Below are 23907 nucleotides of genomic sequence, written 5' to 3'. Positions count from 1 at the left end.
GCTTGTCACAGGGCACACAAACGATCAGGAGGCTGTCCAATGAATTACGAAATGATCCGGCTCGATATTGATCTGCGCGGTGTGGCAACCGTTTCGCTGGCGCGCGCGGAAAAACACAACGCGATGAATGCGCGTATGATTGATGAATTGAACGATGTGGCAAAATCTCTTGCCGCGAACGGAGATGTTCGTGTCGTGGTACTGGTTGCTAATGGCAAAACATTCTGCGCTGGTGGTGATCTTGGCTGGATGCGCGATCAAGCCGAACTCGACCGCGATGGCAAAATGACAGGCGCGAAGGCATTGTCTGAAATGCTGCACGCGTGGAACAGCTTGCCAAAACCGGTAATCGGGCGGGTTCAGGGTGCCGCATATGGTGGTGGCCTTGGCTTGATATCGGTTTGTGACATCGTGGTCATGGCGGAAAACATCAAACTTGCGCTGACTGAAACGCGCTTGGGCCTGATACCCGCAACCATTGGCCCGTTTGTTGTCCGGCGTCTGGGAGAAGCCTTCGCACGACAGGTGTTCTTCAATGCCAAGCTGTTTGGCGCCGAATTCGCATTGCGATCAGGCTTGGCGGCGGTCGTGTGTAGGGATCAAGATCTCGACGAGAAAGTCGAACAGGAAATATCATCCCTGCTTGGCTGCGCACCGGGGGCGGTTGCTGCTGCAAAGCAAATTTGCCGGCAGTTAAGCGAGACGCCGCTAAGTGAAACCGTTGAATTAACTGCGGGGGCGTTGGCTGATCGATGGGAAACCGACGAAACCCGTGATGGTATTGCCGCATTCTTTGACCGCAAAGACCCGCCGTGGCGAAAGGCCTCATAGGAGCTCTATCTCATGGACGATCTATGGTTTGTTTGAGGTGTCTTGCCGGTTGACTTGCAATGTGACGGTACCCGTGATCGTCTGTCCGGGGCTCAGAATGCAAAGCCCGGTTTCAGCCGGTGGTTCGGGCAGGGTCGCAAATGCGCCAGCAACGTGGGACGTGGGTTCGATGCACAGGTAGTCTTTTTGGCGCAGCAAAGTTAAATGTGACAAGCCGATAGTTGCAGATAACGCGATCGTGGTTCCGATACCAATCCGTGCCGTTGCATTGGACCAGTTGGCGAAATGTTCGGTTATGCCGAACTGTAGTGCGCAGCTTTCGATGCTGTGTGGCGGCTCAAACGCTTCGGGCCGGTTGGTCTCTTGGTTTTCCTGCCATTGAGTTTTGGCATCGGTGAAGACTTGGCCGTCATATGTGGGTTGAAAATATGGATGCCAGCCAAGGCCGCCGGGCATATTCATGCTGCCAGAATTGGTAAGTTCCAAGGCGACGATCAACTGGTCTTCATAAAGTTCGAAGCGCTGTCTGGCTGTAAAATGATATGGCCAGTCATGGTCGGGCGCAAAGACAAGCTCCATTGCAATGAAGCTTGTCCCCTTGTCGGTGACGTGCCATGGGCGCTGATGCGCCGGACCATGCATTGTATCGAGGCCATTCGCCGCATTGGCGCTGAGCTGGATTTTTCGTTCATCAAGCCGGAATGCTGCGTTGCGCACACGATTGTGAAATGGAAAAAGCGGGAAAGCACCGGCTTTTGGCCATTGGGCGGGTGGAAAGGATGCGTCGCGCAGCGAGACAATCAGATCGCCGTGATCGGCATGGCGCAAAGAAAGCATGCGCCCGCCTGCCAAGGGCTGAAACACTGCCTCGAAGGTTTGGTTGCGGAGGGTGTGGCGCGCAGATACCGGGTCTGAGAAGCGGCAATTTGACGCACCTTTGCGCGGCGTCATGAGGGACGCCACCTTAATGTCCCGTCATGATCAATGACGCAAAACCGTCCGCCTTGAAAATGCTCGGAAATGGTTGGCAGCGGCGATGGGAGTTCGTTTTCGGTTTCAGGACCTGCGACGGCATGTGCACTGTCGATCGGGGTGTAGCCAAGCTTGGATGCTGTGCTGTTGTCCCACCAGCTTCCGGCAACCTCCGAAACACCGAAAACCGTCGTGCAAGTGATGTCGGGATGTTCCAGGCCAATCAAAACAAGCTGTGCCAGGTCTCTGGCGCTGACCCAGATTTTCGCAGAACGGGCGTCGGTCGGGCGTTCTCCGGCGTTGCCGATACGAATGTTCAATGAGCGAATGCCAAACTTGTCGAAATAAAGCCCTGCTTCGAGTTCGCCCCAGCATTTGCTCAATCCATACAGGCTATCGGGGCGCATCGGATCGGTTTCGCTGATCTTGGTTTCGCGCGGGTAAAAGCCGATGGCATGGTTTGATGAGCCAAAAACAACGCGATCAATGCCGTTTTGGCGTGCAGTCTCAAGCACATTATGGGTGCCCAGCACGTTAACGCGCAGAATGTCGTCGATCCCGCGTTCATTGGGGTGGCCTGCAAGATGAATGATGGCGTCGACATCGGTCAGGTTTTGGCTGAGCTCGGTGTGATTGGAAATATCGACCTGTGCCCAGGTTTCATCTTCCGCCAGCGGGCTGGGGTCGGCAATGTCGAGGATTTTTATCGGGCCCACTTTTCCGCTAAGCGCTTTGCGCAGTGCTTTTCCAACTCTGCCAGCGCCCCCTGTCATTGCGATGGACTTAGTGCTTTGAGCAATCGGAGGGCGAGTCATGTCCGAAGTGGCGTTTTCGTTGCGTTTTCTGGGATTTTTCATCCGTCATCCGCCTCCGGGCATGCGTTGTTGCGGGTCGTGAATTGGGGAAAGCATTTCAGGTCCTGATATTCCGATGTTTTATGGCGTTGTTCTGTTTATAGCGTTGATTTCGTATGGAAAACGGCATCATTTCCTTGTTCAGTATTCGCGTGTTTTCATCGCATTTGGAATGCGCAAAGCCATCAATAATGTGCGAAAATTATAAGGCCTATTTTCCTTCCAGATTCAAGAATCATCTATTTATACTAAATTTATCAGATATTTATAGGGTTTCCTTTTTGTCTGATGATTTATAGGTACATTGAGTTTTACATGATGTCATTAAAATAATGTACTATTTTTGTTGATAAGTGTAAATTCCTGTAATAGGCTTTTTGAAGGTGCGCTGAAGAAATCCGAAAAAGTGATGCAAAGAACTCGGGCGCACGGAAATTAGGGAGGATGAAAATGATCCAAGATTTTAAGTCGCTGGTGTCGACGCGGGCCAGGCCTGTTATTGCCCGGTTTATGTTCGGGGCTGCTGTTTTGCCCTTTCTTACGGTGTCAGCGATGGCACAAGAGGCAACAGCGCAGGCACCCGCGCTTATGGAGATGGTCGAAGCGGGAAACCTGCCACCAGTAAGCGAGCGTGTTGGTGAGGAGCCTGAAATTGTCGAGCCGCTGAATGCGATTGGCACCTATGGTGGCGAAATCAGAACCGGCCTGCGCGGCAGTTCTGACCATAACGGCATTTTGCGTATTGTAGGCCCCCAGGGGCTTGTTCGTTGGGACCCTCAATACTCAAAAGTTATTCCAAACGTAGCCAAGAGCTATGAAGTCGATGATGAAGGTAAGGTCTTCATTTTCCATCTTCGTAAAGGAATGAAGTGGTCAGATGGGAAGCCGTTTACCGCCGATGACGTAATGTTTAACGTCAATGATCTGCTCCTTAACGCAGACTTTGCGCCTACACCTGCGCGCTTTACTGCCGGTGGTGAGCCGCTGAAGATCGAAAAAATAGACGATTACACGGTGAAGTTTACGTTCTCGGCGCCTTACGGGGGGTTTCTTGCCGAGCTGGCTGCGCCCCTTGGGCAGAACCCTGTGCTTTATGCCAAGCATTACTGCAAACAGTTCTTGCCGAAGTACAATGACAATGTCGAGGCATTGATCGCGGAAAATAACGCCTCTGACTGGCGTAACTTGTTCTTGCAAAAATGTGGCGACCTTGAAGTTGCAACCCGTTGGGGTAATCCAGATCGGCCGACCTTAGATCCTTGGGTTGTCAAAGAGCCGTATGTTGGTGGTGCAACCCGGGTTGTGATGGAACGTAATCCGTATTTTTGGCAAATCGACACAGAGGGCAATCAGCTGCCCTATATTGACCAGCTTGTCATGCCGATTGGTGCTGACACTGAAAGCCTGCTTTTGGCAATCATTGGCGGTCGAATTGATTTTGGTTTACGTCACATCGATACCCCCGATAACCGTCCTTTGCTCGCGGAAAACCGAGAAAAAGGCGACTACCACTTCTTCAAGGCTTCGCCTCCTGGCGGATCAATTATGGCTATCGACCTCAATCTGACTGCCAAAGACCCTGAGCTAAGGAAGGTCTTTAACCAAAAAGATTTTCGTATCGCGCTTTCAGTTGGGATTAATCGTCAGGAAATCATCGACACGGTTTTGTTGGGCGAAGGTGAACCTTGGCAACAAGGACCGTTCGAGGACCATCCTTATTACTACGAGAAGATATCCAAGCAGTATCTCGACTACGATCCAGAGAAAGCAAATGAACTACTGGATGGCTTAGGGCTCGATAAACGCAACGGAGATGGCATTCGCCTCCTCCCGAACGGGGATCCGCTTCGCTTTAAGGTCGACGTTATTCCTACTTTTGATCCGACGTGGGTCGACACACTGCAGTTGGTTCAGCAGCAGTGGGCGAAGATCGGCGTCGATGCAGAGATCAATACCCTCGAACGGACCTTCTTCTATCAGCGCACGTCCGAAAGTAATGAACACGACGTGGCGATCTGGAATGCCAAAGCAAGCTGGGTGCCAGGACAGTTGCCTCATCAGCTGTTGCCAGTCAGTCATGACAGCCGGTACGGCATTCCTTGGGTAGAATGGTATGAGAGCCAAGGCCAAAAGGGTTCAGAACCGCCTGAGTCGATCAAAGAGCGTCTGAGGATCTATGATAAGTCGCGTGCGACAGCAGATGCGGACAAGCACCGTGAACTGATGTTGGAAATCGCAGCTATCGCAGCCGACGAATTCGAAGTGATTGGGATTTCCAAGGCCTTGCCGACCTACGGGATCGTCAAAAACGGCTTGAAAAATGTGCCTGAAGCAATGCCGAATTTTTGGTCTGCCGGGACGCCTTCAATGACTTTGCTCCAGACTTGGTACTGGGACAAATAAGTTAACGTCCAGAGAGCATTTTGCGGTGCCGCATGTTTTGCGGCACCGTCCTTCCAAATGCGTCACCTAGGATACATAACCAATGCTTTTTGCTTATATTTTGCGTCGCATGGTATGGGCGGTTCCTTTACTGTTCGCTGTGTCGCTCATTGCTTTTGCGCTGATTTCAGCGCCTCCTGGCGACTATATCACCAGTTTTGCAGCGACCCTGTCGCAGTCCGGCGATATTGTTGATCAGGCTCGTCTTGATGCCCTGCGCGAGCGGTACGGCTTGGATCAACCATTCATTGTCCAGTATTTCCAGTGGATTACGGGAGTTGTCCAGGGCGATTTCGGGATTTCATTTGAATGGCAGCAACCGGTCGGGCAACTGATTTGGGAACGTATGGCCCTGTCGGTTACGCTCGCACTTTCAACACTTGTGTTTACTTGGGCCGTCGCTCTGCCGATCGGTATTTATTCTGCCGTCCGCAAGTATTCCATCGGTGACTATATCTTTACCACCATTGGGTTCATCGGTCTTGCAACGCCAAATTTCCTGTTCGCGCTGGTTTTGATGTATGTGGCGGTGGCCTATTTCGGTGCCGATGTATCGGGCCTGTTTTCCCAGCAATATCAAGATGCGCCGTGGTCCTTTGCCAAGCTTGTTGATCTGGCCAAGCATATCTGGATTCCAGTCGTCATCCTGGGGACGAGTGCTACGGCAAGTCTTGTACGCGTGATGCGGGCGAACCTGCTTGATGAGCTTCATCGCCCTTATGTCACGACCGCCCGCGCAAAAGGCTTGTCTGAGTGGCGCCTCATTTTGAAGTATCCCGTGCGGATTGCGATCAATCCCTTCGTTTCAACGATTGGATGGGCTTTTCCGCAGCTGATATCGGGGGCTGTTATTACGGCCTTTGTCCTCTCCCTGCCAACAGCTGGACCCTTGATGCTTCAGGCTTTGCTGGCACAGGACATGTATCTGGCAGGTGCTTTCATTCTTCTTCTTTGCTGTCTTTCCGTCGTGGGGATGCTCGTATCTGACATCCTGCTTGCGGTGATTGACCCTCGAATTCGTTTCCGGTGAGCCAAATGACTGCTGAAATCGACCCTCGTGCCTCTTCGCAATCACCTGAAGACTTTGCTTCACAGTGGCGTCTGATCTGGTTTGCGTTCCGCCGGCATCGTCTGGCCATGACCGGTGTGGTTATTGTCCTGCTGTTCTATTTTGTAGGTGCCTTTGCGGAAATTCTTGCGCCGTATGACCCCAACTCTGCATCATCGAAAGACATATATCATCCGCCGCAGATGGTGCATTTTATCGATTACGACGACGATAATGGCTGGTCTTTTGGTCCTTACGTCGTAGCAATGAACGCCGAGCGTGACCCTTTCACGCTTCAAACGACCTACACAGAAAGTCCGGACGAGAAAATCTATCTGGATTTCTTTGCCAAGGGGCAGCCCTACGAACTATGGGGGATTATTCCCATGGAACGTCATTTCCTGACAACCGAAGACCCCAATCAACGTTTCTTTCTGATTGGTGCTGACCGCCTGGGAAGAGATATGCTGAGCCGTACGATTTACGGTACGCGCATCTCCATGTCCATCGGCCTGATCGGTGTAAGCATGAGTCTGTTGCTTGGCCTGATTCTTGGTGGGATATCGGGCTACTGGGGTGGTCGGGTTGACATGTTGATCCAGCGTGTTGTGGAGTTGGTGATTTCATTGCCAACGATCCCGATCTGGCTGGGGTTAAGTGCTGCCCTGCCGCAGGATTGGTCACCCATAACTCGCTATTTTGCGATTACAATTATCCTGTCACTGGTTGCCTGGACCGAGCTTGCGCGTGTAGTGCGTGGGCGGTTCTTGGCGCTGCGCACAGAAGATTTCGTTACGGCCGCGCGATTGGATGGCTGCCGTCCCCGTAGGGTGATCTTCCGACACATTATGCCCTCGCTGGTTAGCCACATCATTGCTTCTGTCTCCCTCGCGGTTCCAGTGATGATTATTGCGGAGACTTCACTTTCTTTCCTTGGGCTGGGTCTTACACCGCCAACAATTTCGTGGGGCGTATTGTTGAAAGAAGCTCAGAACGTGCGAACCATGTCACAGGCGCCTTGGTTGTTTGCGCCGGGGGCCGCTGTGTGTATTGCCGTCCTTGCTCTGAATTTCTTGGGAGATGGTCTGCGTGACGCAGCTGACCCCTATGCGCAGGACAATAATTAATGAGCACGACCGACATGAATACAAAAGCCAATACAACGGTTCTTGAGATCAAGAACCTAAGCACCGAATTTGTCAGCAAACGTGGTCCGTTTCGCGCAGTGGATGACGTTTCGCTTGAACTGCATGCCGGCAAGACGCTTTGCGTTGTTGGCGAAAGTGGATCGGGCAAAAGCGTTATGTCGCGGTCTATCCTGCAGATCGTAGATCCGCCCGGGCGTGTTTGTGGTGGCGAAGTCTTGCTGCACCGTCATCGCACCGCACGCGGTATGGGTGAGGAAGAGACGATCGATCTTTTGAAGCTCAATCCCAAATCATCTGCAATCCGGAACCTTCGTGGCCGGGACATTGCAATGATTTTCCAAGAACCAATGAGTTCGCTTTCGCCCGTGCACAGGATCGGCGATCAGGTTGGCGAGGCCATCCGGCTACATGAGCGTGTTTCAAAGAAAGAAGCACGTGAGCGGACGCTTGAATTGCTGCGCAAGGTCGAAATTCCGAGGCCGGAAAAGGCGATTGACCAATTCCCGTTTGAGTTTTCCGGCGGAATGCGTCAGCGCGCAATGATTGCTATGGCACTCGCCTGCAATCCCACCGTTTTGATTGCGGATGAACCGACAACGGCTCTGGATGTGACCATCCAGGCGGAAATTCTGGATTTGATTCGATCGATTCAGAAAGAGAGCGACATGGCCGTTCTGTTCATTACCCACGATATGGGGGTTGTGGCAGAGATTGCCGATGAGATTGCAGTGATGCGGTTCGGCAAAGTGGTTGAGACCGGGGACGTTTACGAGATATTCGAAAATCCCAAACATCCCTACACCCAACGTCTGCTCAATTCTGTGCGGGAACTTGATCGCCCGTCTGAACGTCGGTTGGCGATGCGTGAAAAACGACCCGTCGGGGAGCCTTGCCTGGTTTCTGATGGGGTTCGCAAGGTTTTTGGTGCAAGCAAAAGCTGGTTTAAAAAAGAAGTCAGTGGTGGTCTTGTTGCGGTGAACGATGCGTATCTTGAACTGCGAACCGGCGAGAACCTTGGTATTGTCGGCGAAAGCGGTTCGGGAAAAACAACGCTGGGTCGCTGCTTGCAGCGTGTGCATGATGTAACGTCTGGTCACATTCTTTATACCAATGCATCGGGACAAGAACTTGATCTTGCCCCGATGAGCGAAGGCGAACTGGCCCAGCCATGGCGGGATATTCGAACCGTTTTTCAGGATCCTTTTTCGTCCCTGAACCCGCGTATGACAATCGGTCAGATTATTTCCGAACCACTGATTGTCGAAGGCAAGCTATCAGGGAGTCAGATTCGCGAACGTGTTTACGAACTGCTTGAGCTTGTCGGGTTGCCCGCATCGGCTTTCATGCGTTACCCGCACGCCTTTTCCGGTGGGCAGCGCCAGCGTGTTTCGATTGCGCGTGCGATCGCCCCTAATCCGCGGATCATCATCGCAGACGAAGCAACATCTGCGCTGGATGTAAGCCTGCGAACCCAAATTCTTGACCTGCTTCTTGATCTTCAGGAACGCCTTGATCTGAGTTTTATCCTGATCAGTCATGATATCGCGGTCATCCGTTATTTCTGTGATCGTATTGCGGTGATGTACCGAGGACGCATCGTTGAAACCGGCGATACCGAAGAAGTCTGCACGACACCAAAACATGAATATACGCAGTCGCTGCTTTCGGCTGTGCCAGTTGCCGACCCACGCGTACGTGGGCAAAAGCAACGTGTTCGTTACCATGAAGCGACCTGAGGATATCCAATGAAAATAACAGACATAAAAACGTATCTGATGCAGGTGGGCCCACGTCCGGGCATGCCCGCTGGCGAAGGGTCTTTTCGTGGCTCGCGCAACTGGTTGTTTGTGAAAATCGAAACCGATGAAGGTGTATACGGGATCGGCGAATGTTCCGGTTGGCCGCGTGTTATTGAACGTGCCGTTCAGGATGTAACCAGCATCCTGATTGGTGAAGATCCGAGCAACATTGATCGCTTGTGGCATCGTGTTTATGCCGCGTTGATGGGGCATGGCATGACTGGTACGGTCGGCGGCGGTACCTTGACCGGGATAGAGATGGCTCTGTGGGACATCAAGGGCAAGGTGTTGGGCCAGCCTGTGTGGAATCTGCTGGGTGGCAAGTTCCGCGACACGGTTCCTGTTTATGGGCACGCAAAAACGCCGGAGCGCGCGCGTGAATTGATGGATCGCGGCTATAGCGCGATCAAAGTCGGCTTTACCGGCGGTGTTGACATCGATCTGGTGTCGTCGATCCGTGATACTGTTGGGCCAAATGTCGATCTGATGGTGGATGCACATGGGCCGTCATGGATGACGGCGACCGATGCGATCCTTGTCGGGCGTGAGTTGGAGAAGCTGGATCTTCTGTTCTACGAGGATCCGGTCGCGCCAGAGAATCTCGACGCCTTGCAGCGGGTGCGGGATGCTGTGGATGTCCCGCTGGCGGCGGGGGAGAGGGTCAGCACGATTTGGGGTATTCGTCCTTATATCGAACGCGATCTTGTTGATGTCATTCAGCCCGATACCGGCCGTGCCGGTGGCATTACCCAGATGCGCAAAATGGCGGCAATGGCTGAGTCTCATTACATCACCATGGCGCCACATTCGGGATCGCTTGGGCCGGTCGCCGAATTTGCGGCGTTGCACGTATTGGCGACGATTCCAAATGCCTTGATGCTTGAACGTATCGAATTTGATTGGTCCGGTCGTTACGAAGTCGTTTCGCCTGCTTTGAAGTCAGAAAACGGCGCACTGAAAGTTCCAGATGCGCCGGGCCTGGGTGTGGAACTGGTCGAAGAAGAGATCGAAAAGTACCCTAGTGACCGCAACGTGACGGATATGCCAACCAACGAAAACGCATACGAACCTGGAACCGTCGGTGAGTGTGTCTATTTCCAGACTCGCCTTCGTCGTCGTGCGCGTCTGCGGCTGACTCAGACAGACCAAAATTAGGAGCGAGACTGTGCAACCGACCAACAGCACCGCTCCTGAGGTTGCAGGTGCGTCTCTTCTGGTGATCGGCCTTGCCGGGGAAGGCGCGCTTGCGCTCTGTGAGTTAAATGCTCAAACGGGCGATATTTCTCTGCTTGATAAAGTGCGGTTGCCCGATGTTGAGGGCGGCTGTGCGGGGATGCCGATTTCGGTGAACTGTGCAGGCAGTCGGGTATATGCCGGCTGGCGTGGTGAGAAGCCAAGAGTTTTCAGTTTTGAACTTGACCGTCAGGCGCGCAGCTTGTCCTGCCTTGGCCAAGCTGATCTGCCAGAAGGTGTTTGCTATACGGTGCCGACATCATGTGAAAGTCGCCTGCTGAGTAGTTCCTATAAAGGCAGCAAAATCGCCATCAGCCCGATTGATGCGAAAGGAAAGGTCGGGGAGCCGGTCATGATCAAGGACGCGCAGCACGCGCATTGCTTGATCGAGGACCCCAATGGTTTTGTGTATGCAACCAGTCTGCGTGGAGATTTTATCCAGACTTATGCGTTCGACGATACGCGCAATTCACTTCGACCGGTTGCCCGCCGTGAAGTTCCGAGCGGCTCCGGCCCGCGTCATATTGTGTTCTCTGATGATGGAGCGGTCGCCTACCTGGTGTCTGAATTCGTCGGTACCTTAACGCTGTTTGACGTCGGGGCGAAAACGGGGGCGCTTATTCCCAGGCAAACGGTCGCGCTTTTGCCCAAAGGCGAAAAGGCGTGGGCGTCTGAGATTTGCCTGACCCCAAACCGGGACTTTCTGTATGCGTCAGAAAGAAACAGCTCGCAAATTTTTGGCTACCGTTTGAAAGCCAATCGGGAAATGGAGCGGGTATGTGCTGTTAAGGCGCCGGATTGCCCGCGTGCGTTTTGTGTTGATCTTTCTGGTCGGGTGCTTGTCGCCTTGGGGGAAAAAAGCGGTGAAGTCTGGACTTATCAAATTGGAACCAACGGGGATCTAGATTTTGTCAACCGCGTCAATGTTGGCGTTGCACCAAGCTGGGTTGTGGCAGTGCCGTGATCGTATTTCTAGGGATTTAAGGATCGGACGATGAAAGAAAGCACACGCGAAAAATTTATGCACATATCGGTCGCGACAATTGCAACAGCACTTTACAAACGGGGCCTGCGCAATCAGGTAATCCAGGGTGTTGGTCCTGTTGGCAACAAGGGGCGCAACATGGTCGGGCCGGCATTTACCCTGCGCTACATGCCCGCGCGTGAAGATCGCAATCAAATTGATGTCTTCCGCAATCCCGAGCATCCCCAACGTGTTGCCATTGAAACCTGTCCTGTGGGCCATGTGCTGGTTATGGACAGTCGCAAACAGGCCAACGCGGCCTCGGCTGGTGATATTCTGTTGACCCGTCTGATGAAGCGCGGCGGTGCCGGTGTCGTGACAGATGGCGGTTTTCGGGATGCTGCGACGATTGCGGGTCTTGATATCCCGGCCTATCATACCCGCCCATCAAGCCCGACTAATCTCACCAATAATGAGGCTATTGCCATCAATGAACCGATCGGCTGTGGTGATGCGCCGGTTTTTCCCGGTGATGTTATTGTTGGCGATGCGGATTGCGTCATTGTGATCCCTGCAGAGATTGCTGACGATGTCGCCGATGAATGTATCGAGATGACAGCCTACGAAGAATTTGTCGCCGAACAGGTGGCCGAAGGCGAAACCATAATCGGTCTTTACCCCTGCACCAAAGATGAAAACCGTTCGTCCTATGAGGCTTGGCTCTCGACCAAGGGGGCCGACTATTTCTATCATCGGATCAAGCAGAATGCTTAAAGGTGGCGGACAAGAAAGTCCTGTTCAGGGAGGTTCGGTTTACCGATATTTCCGGTGGGCTTTTCTTGTCACAGTGATCGGATTGTGTTTGGGCGGCGTTGTCGGCTGGCAGGCGACGGGAACATTGGGCGGTACTGCGACGATCTTTATGATTACCGCCGTATTGGCCGTGCTTGAGATCAGCTTGTCGTTTGATAATGCGATTGTGAATGCCAACAAGTTAAAAACAATGTCGCAGGTCTGGCAACGTCGGTTTCTGACTTGGGGCATTTTGATTGCTGTTTTCGGCATGCGTATCCTTTTCCCGCTGCTGATTGTCGTGTTGGCGGCGCATGTTGGTCCGTGGCAAGCATTGCTGCTGGCATTGACGCAGCCTGATGAATACGCTCGGATCATGCAGGATGCCCATCTGCCCATTGCGGCGTTTGGCGGCACATTTCTGATGATGGTTGGTCTTAGTTTTTTCTTTGACCACGAAAAAGACGAGCATTGGATGCATTGGCTGGAACTCAAAATGGTGAGCGCTGCTGGCATCCGTGGCTTCGAGATCATGATCGTCCTGTTGATCGTTCTTGGGTTCGCATCGCTTCAGACGAGTGCAGATCACTCATATGCCTTCTTTGTCTCGGCGATCTGGGGGCTGGTAACCTTTCTGATTGTCGAGGTTATCGGTGCTTTGCTTGACCAATCGCAAACGGCGATGAAAGGTGCGGCCCAAGGTGGACTGGGGGCGTTCCTTTATCTTGAAGTGCTTGATGCATCGTTTTCGTTTGATGGCGTGATTGGGGCATTTGCGCTTTCGCAGAACCTTTTGGTGATTGCGATCGGTCTTGGTATTGGCGCGATGTATGTGCGCTCTATGACCATCATGCTCGTCGAGCGCGGTACGTTAAAGCAATATCGATATCTTGAGCACGGTGCGTTCTACGCGATCATCACGCTTTCAATTATCATGTTCGTACAATCCATCGTGCACGTTCCAGAAGTCGTTACCGGAATCGGCGGTGTCGCGATCATTGGATTGGCGCTGTGGTCCTCGGTCCGTCAAAATCGGGCTGTTCATTTTTGAAATCGATTTGAACACGGCGCGTGTGATGATTTGCAGGAATCATGTATTATGTTAAATGCTGACAGTTCAGTTCTAGCGGGCACCACGCCTGCGATGTGATCAAAAGCCATATAAAACGCTTTGCGATGCTGGGATGCAGGAGTCCTGCCGGTAAGAGGAATAAGATGACGCAGGCAACAAAAACAAAACAGGACGGCACTACTTCTCGAACCAAGAATAAAAAGGTGCGTGAACCAGGATACGTCCGTTTGGTCCAATCGATTCGAGAAGAAATTTTCAACGGTAGAGTTGCGGCAGGTTCACGCCTTAAAGTATCCGAAATTGCAAAGCGCTATGGAACAAGTACAAACCCGGCACGAGAGGCACTTCAGGTGTTGGAAGGTGAAGGGCTCGTCACCATCGAACCAAACCGTGGTGCCAGTGTTCGCGAAATTAGCGAAGATATGCTCCACAATGTTTTCGAGCTTCGGGCCATTCTGTGGGCTTATATTGTCAGGTCATTTGTCGAATTCGCACGGTCAGAAGATATCGCCGAGCTAAGACGCTATCAGGAAGGCTGCGAGAAGGCGGCCCAACATAGCGATTATTCATCCTACCGTGAATATAACCTGAAATTTCACGATCTGATCGTCAATCATCACTTCAATAGTGAAGCCATTGCAATCATCCGTAAACACGACAGCTGGCTTAGGGCGCTTTCTAAAACAGAACCTTTGAATGTCGCGCAAATGCGCAGATCTGTTGCAGAACACTGGCGCATTGTTGAGGCCGTCGAAAAAGGTGAAGTAGACGAAGCAGTGCGTGCGATCGAAGAGCATACCCGCAATGCTCATACGATCTTCCGGGATCGATTGCGCCGCAAGCGCCTCGATAAGCCCGCGTAAGCGTCAAAGAATAACGAAAATATGAACTTGAAAGTTACGTGATCGCCACTTTCTGACCGACAGTTGCGATGCCCTGCTTGTTTTTTTGTTGGAAAAAATAGTACATTATTTTAACTTTATAATGTGTGATATTTTTGCGATTTTGTGCAAATTGCAACCAACGAGCCTTCTTTCCGGCTTCTTTAATAAACGTTGAAACAAAACAGGATAACGCCCGTCATGTCGTCTTTTGTCACCCTTGCTTCTCACGATCTTCCGTTTGACCCAAGTCAGTGGGCGCGCCTGGAATCTGCGATTGCCCCGGGCAAAATGATCAAGGTTGATACGGCGGATAATGATGCTGTTGCTGTTGCTTTGGCCGAAGCCGAGGTCGCCATTCTCAAAGGGGACCTCGACGCGCGCTTTCTGTCTGCTCCCTATCTTAGATGGATACATTGCGATCATGCCGGTTTGACCAAGTCCGCCACACCCGAGGTGTTCGAAAAAGGTTTGACCGTGACCGGATCAGCCGGTCGTTCTGGTCCAGCGCTGGCCGAACATGCCATGATGTTCGCGCTTTTACTGTGCTCCGGGTACCGGGATTTCTATGAGGCACAGAAACGCCATGAGTGGCGTCGGGTTCCTGAGATGGCGAACTTGCGCGCTCTGAGTGGCCGCACGATGGGCATCATTGGCATGGGCCATACCGGCAAGGCGCTGGCCGTGCGGGCGAAGGCATTTAACATGAATGTCCTGGGCTATCGACGCCGTGATGAGGAGGCCCCCGAAGGCGTGGATCGCATGTATTGCAGTGATCGTGGCGAAGGGATTGATGAAATACTTGAGCAGGCCGATATCGTTGCGCTTGTGATTAACCTTTCGGATGCCACGCATCACATGATCGGGGCCAAACAACTGGCAAAAATGAAAAAATCCGCCGTGTTGATCAATTTGTCGCGCGGCCCGGTTGTCGACCAGGCCGCACTGATTGACGCACTTGAAAATGGCGGCATTGCAGGCGCAGGCCTCGACGTTACGACCCCGGAACCGCTGCCAGAGGGGCATAAGTTATGGGATATGCCGAACGTACTTATCACGCCGCATTTTACAGCCTCTTTGCCAGATCGCTCGGAACGTTCATTGAAGATGATTCTCGACAATCTGCAGCGTTACCGCGCCGGCGAGAGCATGCTTAATCAGATCAGTCAGGAAGATCTGTGGTCGAAAAGCTGAACCGACGATCTACCGGTTCGGACAGGTAAACATCAAACATAGTAAAAAAGGTAGGATCAAAATGAATATCGGATTCATTGGTTTGGGTGTAATGGGGCAACCGATGGCTGGCACCTGATTTCAGCAGGACATAGCGTTCAGCTTCATCGGATAAAAGACAAATCCCGTCATTTGGTAGAAATGGGCGGTCAGGAAGCCAAATCGGCAAAGGATGTTGCCAAGGCATCGGACATTATCATCCTGATGTTGCCTGATACGCCTGATGTTGAGGCTGTCCTGTTTGGCAAGAGCGGCGTGGCTCAGGGGCTTGATGCGGGTAAAACTGTCATCGATATGAGTTCGATTTCTCCGGTTGCAACCAAAGAATTCGCCAGCCATATTTCTGACCTTAACTGTGCGTATCTTGATGCGCCGGTGTCCGGCGGTGAAGCCGGTGCCAAATCTGCAACCCTTTCCATCATGGTTGGTGGCACGCAAGAGGATTTCGACAAGGTCCTACCTGTCCTTAAAGTCATGGGCAAAAACATTAATCTTGTCGGGGGGGGGGGCGTTGGTGATGGGCAAACGGCCAAAGTTGGCCAATCAGATCATTGTCGCACTGACCATCAATGCGGTGTCTGAAGGTTTGCTGTTCGCGTCAAAAGCGGGGGCTGATCCGGCAAAGGTGCGTGGCGCATTGATGGGTGGATTTTCATCCTCAAAGATCCTTGAAATGCATGGTCAGCGTATGATTGATCGCAATTTCGAGCCAGGATTTCTCATTCCACTGCATCAAAAAGACATCAACAACGCCCTTGATGCCGCAAGAAGTATCAAACTCTCACTCCCATCGACATCACTGGTTCAGGAACTGTTCAATGTCTGCGGTGCATTGGGGCATGGAGAGGAAGATCATTCGGCACTCGTACGGGCTCTGGAAACGATGGCCGCCCATCAGGTGAATTCCTGATCAGTAATTCGGTTTTGCCGTGAGCGCTGCTTGCGGCAAAATCCCCGTATATGCGGGGCAAGAGTATAAGAGTGTTCGTTTGCTAACGTGCTTCAGTATGGTTGTTCGTCAAGTTCTAACGCAGTTCCTGCACCGTCCCAGTGCCGGGTTGATTGGCTGCAACGAGACAGATGCATACGCATCGCATGGCGCGCCCCAGCATCATCGCGTCTTTCTATGGCATTAAAAACGGCAAGGTGTTGTTGGCGGATTGCCATGCCTTTCATTTCTGCTGAAAGACCTGATGGGGCGATAGCAAGCACCATGCCGCTGCGAATCTCTGGCAGCATAGTTTCCAGACAGCTTAGGAAAAAGTTGTTATGCGTGGCACGGGCGACAGAGAGATGGAATTCGAAATCCACTTCAAAGGAGAATTGTGACGCTTGGTGGAGCTTTTCGAGGTCGGACATCGCTTTCTTCAGGCGCGCAATATCCGTTTCGGTGCGGTATCTTGCTGCCGCCGCTGCGGCCTCACCTTCAATGCCAATTCTGTATTCGAAACAAAAATTTCGCGGGTTCATCTATCGATGCTCCAAACTTCCATGCACGGTATGGTTTTGTCTATCTTGCTGCTCTGATGACATATCTCGTCAGGATTTTCCTGTCTGTCCTTCCATCAGTCGCTTATGAGACGAGCATACATGGTGACGCATCGCGGTGCGTGCACGCTCTGGGTCTTTGGCTTCGATGGCGTCAAAAATCTCCTGGTGCTCGTGATTTACAGCTTTATTAAAGTCGGAACTGAAAGCCGCAATATTCCATGTAAGATTCATGCATAATTGTATTTGTGTACGAAGTGACAGCAGTGTGTTGACGTAGAACGGGTTGCCTGATGCCTCGGCAATGCCGACATGAAATTTGAAATCTCTGCCTGCGCTATCCTCAATTGAATCTCCCGGCTGGCAGGTCGATACGCTGCGCAACATTTCCAGTTGCTTGTCAGTGCGGCGCTCAGCTGCAAGAGCTGCCGACTCACCCTCCACACCCTCGCGGAAGCTGGAAAAGGGAGCAATGTCTGCAATACTGGCAATTACCGGAAACTGCACGTCTGAAGACGGCTTTCGCGTAACGAAGCTACCCGATCCGCGACGTGATAAAATAAGCCCCTCAGTACGGAGCCGTGCAAGCGCTTGTCGGATCACCGGACGCGAAACGTTGAACTGACGTGCCATCTCGTTTTCGGAAGGCAGACGTGAATTTTCTGCCCAGGTTCCGTTACGGATGAGATCAAACATTTCACGGTACGTAATGTCAGACAGCTTGTCTGCGACTTCATCAACCGTCACGTTTATCCTCCCAATCTGATGCTTTGGATATTTAGCACGCCCGTCGGAAAAGACATCATTGGGCACTTTGACCCTTGCCTTAAAAACAGCGTGTGGGGGTGCGATTTTATCTGACCTTACCAGCTTCCAAGCTAGCAAAATTGCATTGTTATCGCAAGCGAGTTGGAAAATTTGTAAAAATCTGTTACTTCCGTTTGGCCAATCAGGCGAAAATGATATCCGGTTATCCCGGAGTGCACACGCGTATCATAATCACGACGGAGGAAACTATCATGGCAAAAATTGGCTTCATCGGGCTTGGTACTATGGGGCGCCCAATGGCTGAGCGCTTGATCAAAGCAGGGCACGAATTGCGGATTACGCGGGTAAAAGATGCGTCGCGTTATCTGGTTGATCTCGGTGCGACTGCCTGCGAAACGCCTGCAGAGGTCACGCAAGGAAGCGATATCGTTATTTTGATCGTTCCTGATACGCCAGACGTGGATTCGGTTTTGTTTGGCGATCAAGGGGTTGCCTCCACGCTTGGTTCAGGCGCGATCTTGGTTGATATGAGTTCGATATCGCCGCTGGCAACCAAGGAATTTGCCTCAAAAATCAATGCCCTTGGTGCGCAATATGTTGATGCACCTGTGTCTGGTGGCGAAACTGGCGCACGGGAAGGAACCCTTTCGATCATGGTTGGTGGAACCCAGGATGCGGTGGCTTCTGCGCGTCCAGTGTTGGAGGCAATGGGGAAAAACATCACCCACGTCGGCGATACAGGGGCAGGGCAAACAGTCAAGGTTGCCAACCAGATCGTGGTTGGTCTGACGATCCAAGCTGTTAGCGAAGCCTTTCTTCTTGCGGAAAAGGCTGGTGTCGATCTGCAGGTCGCTCGTGACGCCATGCTGGGCGGCTTTGCTCAGTCGCGAATCCTCGAATTGCATGGACAACGGATGATTGATGAAACCTTCGACCCTGGTTTCAAAATCGCCTTGCATCGCAAAGACTTGAATATCGCCCTGAGCAATGCGGGGCAGCTAAATGTCGCGCTTCCGAATACTGCTGGTGTGGTTCAGATCATGAATGCTGCGATTGCACAAGGCGAGGGGCAGAGTGACCATTCCGCACTGTTCCGTGTGCTTGGCGCAATATCCGGTTCAGATTCTGAATAGTCGGCGTGTGATCAGGCAGTGCGCATTATCAGGATATAGATCGTGTTGACAAATTATTACAGATTTACCAAGCTGTGATAGCTGAGCATGGTGTCGAGGCACTGAAAGCGTCGCTGCGCCATGCTCGGCAACTACCTAAATATAAGGAAAATAAGATGTCAGGGGAAAACGAACAGGATCGTAAATCTGGTGGAACATCTTTCACCGGAGAAGACGGGTGGTGGCGCCGTCCCTTTTCTGTGTTCCAAACCAATCTGCAAGAGATCGACGCAACTATGGATGTTGAACAGACTCTTGATAGAATTGAGGCTCAGGGTGCGACGACGTGGCTGATTAATACCGGAGGGATCTCTTCGTTTTATCCGACCGATCTGCCCTATCAGACTCGCAATCCCTTTCTGGCAGACCGACCGTCAGGAGATCTGATTGGTGATACTGTTGCCGCTGCAAAGAGACGCGGGATCAAAGTCCTGTCACGCCTCGATTTTTCCAAGGTATCCCCACGTATTGCCAAGGAACATCCGGAGTGGTTGTTTGTATCGCCGAAGGGCGAGCCGCAGATTTACAACACGCTTTATAGCACCTGTCCGAACCGTGATTATTATCAGAACCGGTCGTTAGACATTCTGGATGAGGTCATTGATCGCTATCCGATTGATGGGTTCTTTTTTAACTGGTTCGATTTTTCCGAAATGGATTACAGCCGGGTCTATCACGGCGTTTGTAGTTGCAATGTTTGCCGAGAGCGCTTTGCGACATACTCCGGTGGCAAGGAGCTTCCCGATGGTCCGGGGCACCCGAACTATGCGCAGTGGTTGAGTTTTGCAAATGATGTCGTAACCACACTGTGTGCCAAGATCTCGGACCATATCAGCGCCAGACGTCCGGATGCGGCGCTTGTTCTCAAACGCGGTGCGCCGATTGTCTACTACGAGGCAAACAACGCATTCGGGCGAGAGCCATGGCACCATAACACCTCAGAGAATGTCGGCGCACATATGACTGGTCTGCCCGAGATTTCCCTGTTGGTGAACTCGGTATCTTTCATCGATATGCCCTATCGGATGTCTGGCGAGCAGCCTGAAATGTTCGCGCAATATTTGCTGCAGGCAATCGCGCGCGGCGGAAATCCGTCGACATATATCATGGGTGCACCGGGCCGTATTCCCTATGCAAACCTGCCTGTGGCAGGCCAAATTCAGTGCTTTCATCGCAACCATCATGAAATTTATCGCGGTCTTCGACCCGCCTCAAATATTGCGCTGGTTAGGCCTGATCCGGTGCGCCGCGCTGAGCCAGGTTATGCACAAAGTGTGTCTGAATTCCGGGGGCTTTTCTCTGGCTTGACGGAGCGTAATCTACCGTTTGACGTGGTGGCAGTCGAATGCATTTCCAAGATCGCTGAAGAAGGTCGTCTCAGTCAGTTCCAGATGATCATTTTACCTGACCTTGGTCAGGTTGGATCTGATACGGCATCGGCTTTGGACGCCTATGTGGCGGCTGGTGGGAATGTTGTGCTGACCGGAGGCAGTGCAATAACCGACGAGGGCGAAGGCGAACTTGCCACAGGCCCTGCTATCATGCGCGCTGGTAATGTTTTGACCGGTTCCGACTTGTGGTCGACATTCGTGACCGATGCTGAACAAACGCAATCTGATGCGTTTTGTTTTGCGCCGCGTATGGTGGCCGTTTACGGCACCTATGCCAATTACGTTTGGAAGCCGCGTGCCGAAAAGATGGGCCGTCTTGCACCGCAAGCGCCGTTCGGCCCACCCGAAAAGTGTTATGGCCATATCCTTAGCGACCACCCAGCTGCGGTTCGGTTGATCAATGGTGGCAGTGTTACCCAGTTTCCGTGGGCCGTTGGTCATACCTATCGAGAATTCGGGACGACCGAAATCAGGGATTTCTTCCTCGATTGTGTGGCCGATCTTGCGACCCTGACGGTCACGGCTGAATTGCCAGATCAGGTTGAAATTGTCGTTGGACGGTCGGATGCAGGCCTAGTCATTCATTTGATCAATCAAAGCGGGATGCGAACCCGATCCGTTGGACCGCATTTGCCAATCTCGGGCGGTGTCCTCCGGGTAAAGGGTGGCGTCGGTCCGGCGCGACTTCTGAAGACGGATAAAGAAATTGAAGGCCAAACTGAAGATGGCGCGCTCGTGCTCGAGCTGCCTGAGCTTGGTCTTTACGAGGTCGTCGTGCTGCCCGAAGCAGCGCAATGACAGAGGGGGTGTCATGCCCGGACGGCTAGGTGCGGGCATGACTTCCAGAACAGCGAACCAACTGTTTGAAACGCGCCATCCATAAAGGATCAGGCGCATAACCAAGTCTATTAGACGAAAGCGGGGCTGTCGCCCAAGCATAACAAGACTTTCGCATAGACATCAGTGGAGGAAACAAGATGAAACACTTTATTATCGGTGCGGCGATTGCCTTCGCGCTTTCCACACCAGTGCAGGCCGCACAGCAACTTATCCTTGGCACAATTACTTCCGAGACCTCGCATTTCGGCGTTGGCGCCGAAGCATTCTTTGACAAGCTTGAAGAGCTTTCTGGTGGTGAGTTTACCGGAATACAGGCACCTGCCGGTCAGCTTGGCGGCGAGCGCGACCTGATCGAAGGGCTGCAGATCGGCTCGGTTGATCTGGCCATGGTGTCGACCGGGCCGCTTGGCAACTTCGTTCCCGAAGTTTACGCCTTTGATCTACCGTTCCTGTTCCGCGACTATGATCATGCCCGCAAGGTGCTTGATGGAGAGATCGGTCAGGAATTACTCAAAAAGGTCGATGAGAATAATCTGGTTGGCCTGGCATGGGCCGAAAATGGCTTTCGTCATGTTACCAACAATGTTCATCCTGTGAAAACGCCCGGTGATCTGGATGGTCTTAAGCTGCGCACCATGGAGAACAAAGTCCATATGGCCGCCTTTTCGGGCATGGGGGCCGCGCCAACACCGATGGCATTTCCGGAAGTGTTTAGTGCCCTGCAGCAAGGCGTTGTTGATGGTCAGGAAAACCCGGTTACCGTGATCTCGGCTTCTAAGTTCTGGGAAGTGCAGAAATACGCATCTCTGACTGGTCATGTCTATTCACCGGCCATTTTCCTTGCATCACCTGCCTTGTTCGAGGGGCTGAGTGATGAACAAAAAGGTTGGTTCTACGAGGCAGCGAAGGCAGGGGTTGAAGCGAACCGCGCTGAGGTCAACCGTCTTGAAGATAGCGGGGTCGCCATGATGCGCGAACACGGTATGGAGGTTCTGACTGACGTCGATAAGGCACCGTTTGCAAAACTGGCAGAAGAAGCATCCTACGCCGTTTATACAGACCAATATGGTTCTGAGATGATCGAGCGGATCAAGGCCGTCAAATAACGCCTGATTTTGTGACCGGACCAGCGCGCCATGCGCTGGTCCTTTTTTCTTTTTGGAAGAAACGTTCGGATGAAGCTTTTTTTGCGTGTCGAGACGGCCGCGACGCAGTTCGCTCTTGTGTGTGCCATTGCATTTTTGCTGATCGCAGCCGGGCTTGCAGTTTATCAGGTATCCACCCGTTTCATTTTTGGCCACCCGTCTACCTGGACGGAGGTTATCACACGGTTTGCTATGATTTGGGGGGTATTTATGGGCGTGGCCCCTGCGATCCGCGAGGGCGGTATGATTGCCGTCGATCTTGTTCAGAGGGTGTTGCCGCGCAAGTTTGGTGTTGCTCTTTATCTGGTTGCCACGGCGCTGACCATCATCTTCTTTGCGATCCTGTTTTGGCAAGGCTGGGCCATGACCGGGCGCGTTGCGCGCCAAACGGTTGCCGGTCTCGATCTGTCAATGTCTTGGGCCTATGCGGCATTGCCGACGGCATCTGTCTTTATTTTGATGTCGGCACTGGGCAGTGCAATCAGGGCTATTCAACATGGTTGCGTTGATCATTGGGAGGAAGCCCAGTGAATACAGCAATTGTTCTGTCTCTTTTGATCTTCTTTGTTGTCGGTGTGCCGATCGCGATCTCAATCGGTTTGGCGTCGGTTATCGGCATAGAGGTCCATGGCCGCCTTCCGCTGTTGCTTGTGGCGCAACGGATGTTCGCCGGTCTCGACAGTTTTCCCCTGATGGCGATCCCGCTGTTTATTCTTGCCGGGAACCTTATGTCGGCGGGCGGCATTTCTTATCGTCTGGTTGAACTCGCCAAATCAGTTGTTGGCGGTATTCAGGGTGGTCTTGCTGCCTCCTGTGTTTTGACATGTATGCTTTTTGCGTCCGTTTCCGGCTCTTCGGTTGCAACGACCTTTGCCATCGGTGCGATCCTGATACCTGCGATGGTTAAGCAAGGCTACCCTGCACCTTTCGCGGCCTCCGTCCAGGCCAGCTCCGCCGAGCTTGGGGTTCTTATTCCCCCTTCCATTCCGCTCATTCTTTACGGTGTTTCCACCGAAACATCGATTGGTGACTTGTTCGTTGCAGGGCTTGGTCCAGGGATACTGGTCGCCGGATCACTGATGGCACTGGTTCTGATTTTGTGCCGTCTTCGAGGGATCGGCAAGCTTGGCAAGGATGATCGTCCAGGGTTCCTGAAAGCTCTGTTTTCGGCAATGCCAGCGCTTCTGGTTCCCTTCGTTATTCTTGGCGGTATCTATTCCGGGGTTTTCACTCCAACAGAAGCCAGTGCTGCTGCTGTGGTGGCTGCACTCGTTGTTGGTGGGGTGTTCTATCGCGAACTGAAGGTGCAAAACCTTTATCCGGTCCTGAGGTCGACGGTCATTGCAACATCGGCAATCATGCTGATTATCTCGGCTGCGGCATTGTTTTCATTTTTGATTGCCCGTTCAGGCTTGCCCAATGAAATTGCCAGCTCAATCAAGGGGATGTTTGAAAGTAAATACTCGTTCCTTCTGGCTGTGAATCTCTTGCTTCTCGTGGTCGGTATGTTCATTGAGACCGCAGCAGCGATATTGGTTTTGGCTCCGATATTGACACCAGTTGCAATGTCTTATGGCGTTGACCCGGTTCATTTCGGGCTGATCATTGTGGTTAACCTTGCGCTTGGCATGATTACGCCCCCATTGGGCGTCAATCTTTTCGCGGCCTGTGCTGTTGCCAAGCTGCCGGTTGAGAAAATTATCCCTCAATTGCTGTGGTTTGTTCTGACAGTTTTTGCCGCCCTAATGATCATCACCTACGTGCCCGCGGTTTCACTGTGGCCGGTGGAATTCATTAACGGGTCTTAGGCAGTTGAGATGTACCAGACACATGA

The 23907-nt window shown here is 52.3% G+C and carries 22 protein-coding genes; 18 read left to right on the top strand and 4 right to left on the bottom strand.

What is annotated here, in order from left to right; genetic code table 11:
• Nucleotides 1-39 precede the first annotated feature (39 nt).
• Nucleotides 40-831, top strand: a complete 792-nt coding sequence (locus J4E05_RS23530) for a crotonase/enoyl-CoA hydratase family protein (protein WP_022731331.1) — start codon at nt 40-42, stop codon at nt 829-831.
• Between the two features lie 21 nt (nt 832-852).
• Here the strand turns inward: J4E05_RS23530 and J4E05_RS23525 are convergent, their stop codons facing one another.
• Nucleotides 853-1782, bottom strand: coding sequence for an aldose epimerase family protein (locus J4E05_RS23525; protein ID WP_349600820.1), 930 nt, complete (start codon nt 1780-1782; stop codon nt 853-855).
• Nucleotides 1779-2660 (bottom strand): NAD-dependent epimerase/dehydratase family protein, encoded by an 882-nt coding sequence (locus J4E05_RS23520; RefSeq protein WP_349600817.1) that lies wholly within the window; start codon nt 2658-2660, stop codon nt 1779-1781. Before J4E05_RS23520 ends, J4E05_RS23525 begins: the two co-directional genes overlap by 4 nt.
• Before the next feature lie 447 nt (nt 2661-3107).
• On the opposite strand from J4E05_RS23520, the gene J4E05_RS23515 reads away from it, so the two are divergent.
• The 12 genes from J4E05_RS23515 to J4E05_RS24155 all read left to right on the top strand — a co-directional run bounded on the left by J4E05_RS23515 (nt 3108) and on the right by J4E05_RS24155 (nt 16179).
• A complete protein-coding gene (locus J4E05_RS23515) occupies nt 3108-5060 on the top strand; it encodes an ABC transporter substrate-binding protein (RefSeq protein ID WP_081649477.1) in 1953 nt (650 codons plus the stop codon).
• Between the two features lie 82 nt (nt 5061-5142).
• Nucleotides 5143-6129 (top strand): ABC transporter permease, encoded by a 987-nt coding sequence (locus tag J4E05_RS23510; protein ID WP_022731336.1) that lies wholly within the window; start codon nt 5143-5145, stop codon nt 6127-6129.
• Nucleotides 6130-6134: 5 nt separating this feature from the next.
• Entirely contained in the window at nt 6135-7274 is a 1140-nt protein-coding gene (locus tag J4E05_RS23505; protein WP_022731337.1) for an ABC transporter permease, read from the top strand.
• A complete protein-coding gene (locus J4E05_RS23500; RefSeq protein ID WP_022731338.1) occupies nt 7274-9031 on the top strand; it encodes a dipeptide ABC transporter ATP-binding protein in 1758 nt (585 codons plus the stop codon). The genes J4E05_RS23505 and J4E05_RS23500 overlap by 1 nt, the downstream gene beginning before the upstream one ends.
• 9 nt (nt 9032-9040) lie before the next feature.
• On the top strand, nt 9041-10249 hold the full coding sequence (locus J4E05_RS23495; RefSeq protein ID WP_022731339.1) for a mandelate racemase/muconate lactonizing enzyme family protein: 1209 nt from the start codon (nt 9041-9043) through the stop codon (nt 10247-10249).
• Nucleotides 10250-10259: 10 nt separating this feature from the next.
• Nucleotides 10260-11291: a lactonase family protein gene (locus J4E05_RS23490; protein ID WP_022731340.1), complete on the top strand. Its 1032-nt coding sequence runs from the start codon at nt 10260-10262 to the stop codon at nt 11289-11291.
• A 30-nt stretch (nt 11292-11321) separates the two neighbouring features.
• Complete coding sequence (locus tag J4E05_RS23485) at nt 11322-12065, top strand: ribonuclease activity regulator RraA (RefSeq protein WP_022731341.1); 744 nt, start codon at nt 11322-11324, stop codon at nt 12063-12065.
• On the top strand, nt 12058-13134 hold the full coding sequence (locus J4E05_RS23480) for a DUF475 domain-containing protein (protein WP_022731342.1): 1077 nt from the start codon (nt 12058-12060) through the stop codon (nt 13132-13134). The genes J4E05_RS23485 and J4E05_RS23480 overlap by 8 nt, the downstream gene beginning before the upstream one ends.
• Nucleotides 13135-13298: 164 nt before the next feature.
• The gene (locus J4E05_RS23475; RefSeq protein ID WP_022731343.1) at nt 13299-14018 is read left to right on the top strand and encodes a GntR family transcriptional regulator; all 720 of its coding nucleotides are present in this window, start codon (nt 13299-13301) and stop codon (nt 14016-14018) included.
• Nucleotides 14019-14327: 309 nt separating this feature from the next.
• Nucleotides 14328-15230 (top strand): D-2-hydroxyacid dehydrogenase, encoded by a 903-nt coding sequence (locus tag J4E05_RS23470; protein ID WP_349600808.1) that lies wholly within the window; start codon nt 14328-14330, stop codon nt 15228-15230.
• Nucleotides 15231-15410: 180 nt separating this feature from the next.
• Nucleotides 15411-15851, top strand: coding sequence for an NAD(P)-dependent oxidoreductase (locus J4E05_RS24160; protein WP_503012365.1), 441 nt, complete (start codon nt 15411-15413; stop codon nt 15849-15851).
• The gene (locus J4E05_RS24155; RefSeq protein WP_503012364.1) at nt 15805-16179 is read left to right on the top strand and encodes an NAD-binding protein; all 375 of its coding nucleotides are present in this window, start codon (nt 15805-15807) and stop codon (nt 16177-16179) included. Before J4E05_RS24160 ends, J4E05_RS24155 begins: the two co-directional genes overlap by 47 nt.
• Before the next feature lie 92 nt (nt 16180-16271).
• Here the strand turns inward: J4E05_RS24155 and J4E05_RS23460 are convergent, their stop codons facing one another.
• Both J4E05_RS23460 and J4E05_RS23455 read right to left on the bottom strand, forming a co-directional pair.
• The gene (locus tag J4E05_RS23460) at nt 16272-16739 is read right to left on the bottom strand and encodes a FadR/GntR family transcriptional regulator (protein WP_349600805.1); all 468 of its coding nucleotides are present in this window, start codon (nt 16737-16739) and stop codon (nt 16272-16274) included.
• A 69-nt stretch (nt 16740-16808) separates the two neighbouring features.
• The gene (locus J4E05_RS23455) at nt 16809-17504 is read right to left on the bottom strand and encodes a FadR/GntR family transcriptional regulator (protein WP_022731347.1); all 696 of its coding nucleotides are present in this window, start codon (nt 17502-17504) and stop codon (nt 16809-16811) included.
• Between the two features lie 272 nt (nt 17505-17776).
• On the opposite strand from J4E05_RS23455, the gene J4E05_RS23450 reads away from it, so the two are divergent.
• From J4E05_RS23450 to J4E05_RS23430, 5 genes are all read left to right on the top strand, one after another.
• Nucleotides 17777-18658, top strand: coding sequence for a 2-hydroxy-3-oxopropionate reductase (locus J4E05_RS23450; RefSeq protein WP_349600802.1), 882 nt, complete (start codon nt 17777-17779; stop codon nt 18656-18658).
• A gap of 155 nt (nt 18659-18813) precedes the next feature.
• Nucleotides 18814-20886, top strand: coding sequence for an alpha-amylase family protein (locus J4E05_RS23445; protein WP_349600799.1), 2073 nt, complete (start codon nt 18814-18816; stop codon nt 20884-20886).
• A 179-nt stretch (nt 20887-21065) separates the two neighbouring features.
• A complete protein-coding gene (locus J4E05_RS23440) occupies nt 21066-22034 on the top strand; it encodes a TRAP transporter substrate-binding protein (protein ID WP_022731350.1) in 969 nt (322 codons plus the stop codon).
• 69 nt (nt 22035-22103) lie between these two features.
• Nucleotides 22104-22604 carry a TRAP transporter small permease gene (locus J4E05_RS23435; RefSeq protein WP_022731351.1) on the top strand — a complete coding sequence of 167 codons (501 nt, stop codon included), beginning with the start codon at nt 22104-22106 and terminating at the stop codon, nt 22602-22604.
• On the top strand, nt 22601-23881 hold the full coding sequence (locus tag J4E05_RS23430) for a TRAP transporter large permease (protein WP_349600795.1): 1281 nt from the start codon (nt 22601-22603) through the stop codon (nt 23879-23881). The genes J4E05_RS23435 and J4E05_RS23430 overlap by 4 nt, the downstream gene beginning before the upstream one ends.
• The last annotated feature ends 26 nt before the right edge of the window (nt 23882-23907 follow it).

It is taken from the genome of Thalassospira sp. NFXS8, from assembly GCF_040148805.1.
In the GTDB taxonomy this organism is placed as follows: domain Bacteria; phylum Pseudomonadota; class Alphaproteobacteria; order Rhodospirillales; family Thalassospiraceae; genus Thalassospira.
This window is presented reverse-complemented; position numbering and strand designations above follow the sequence as displayed.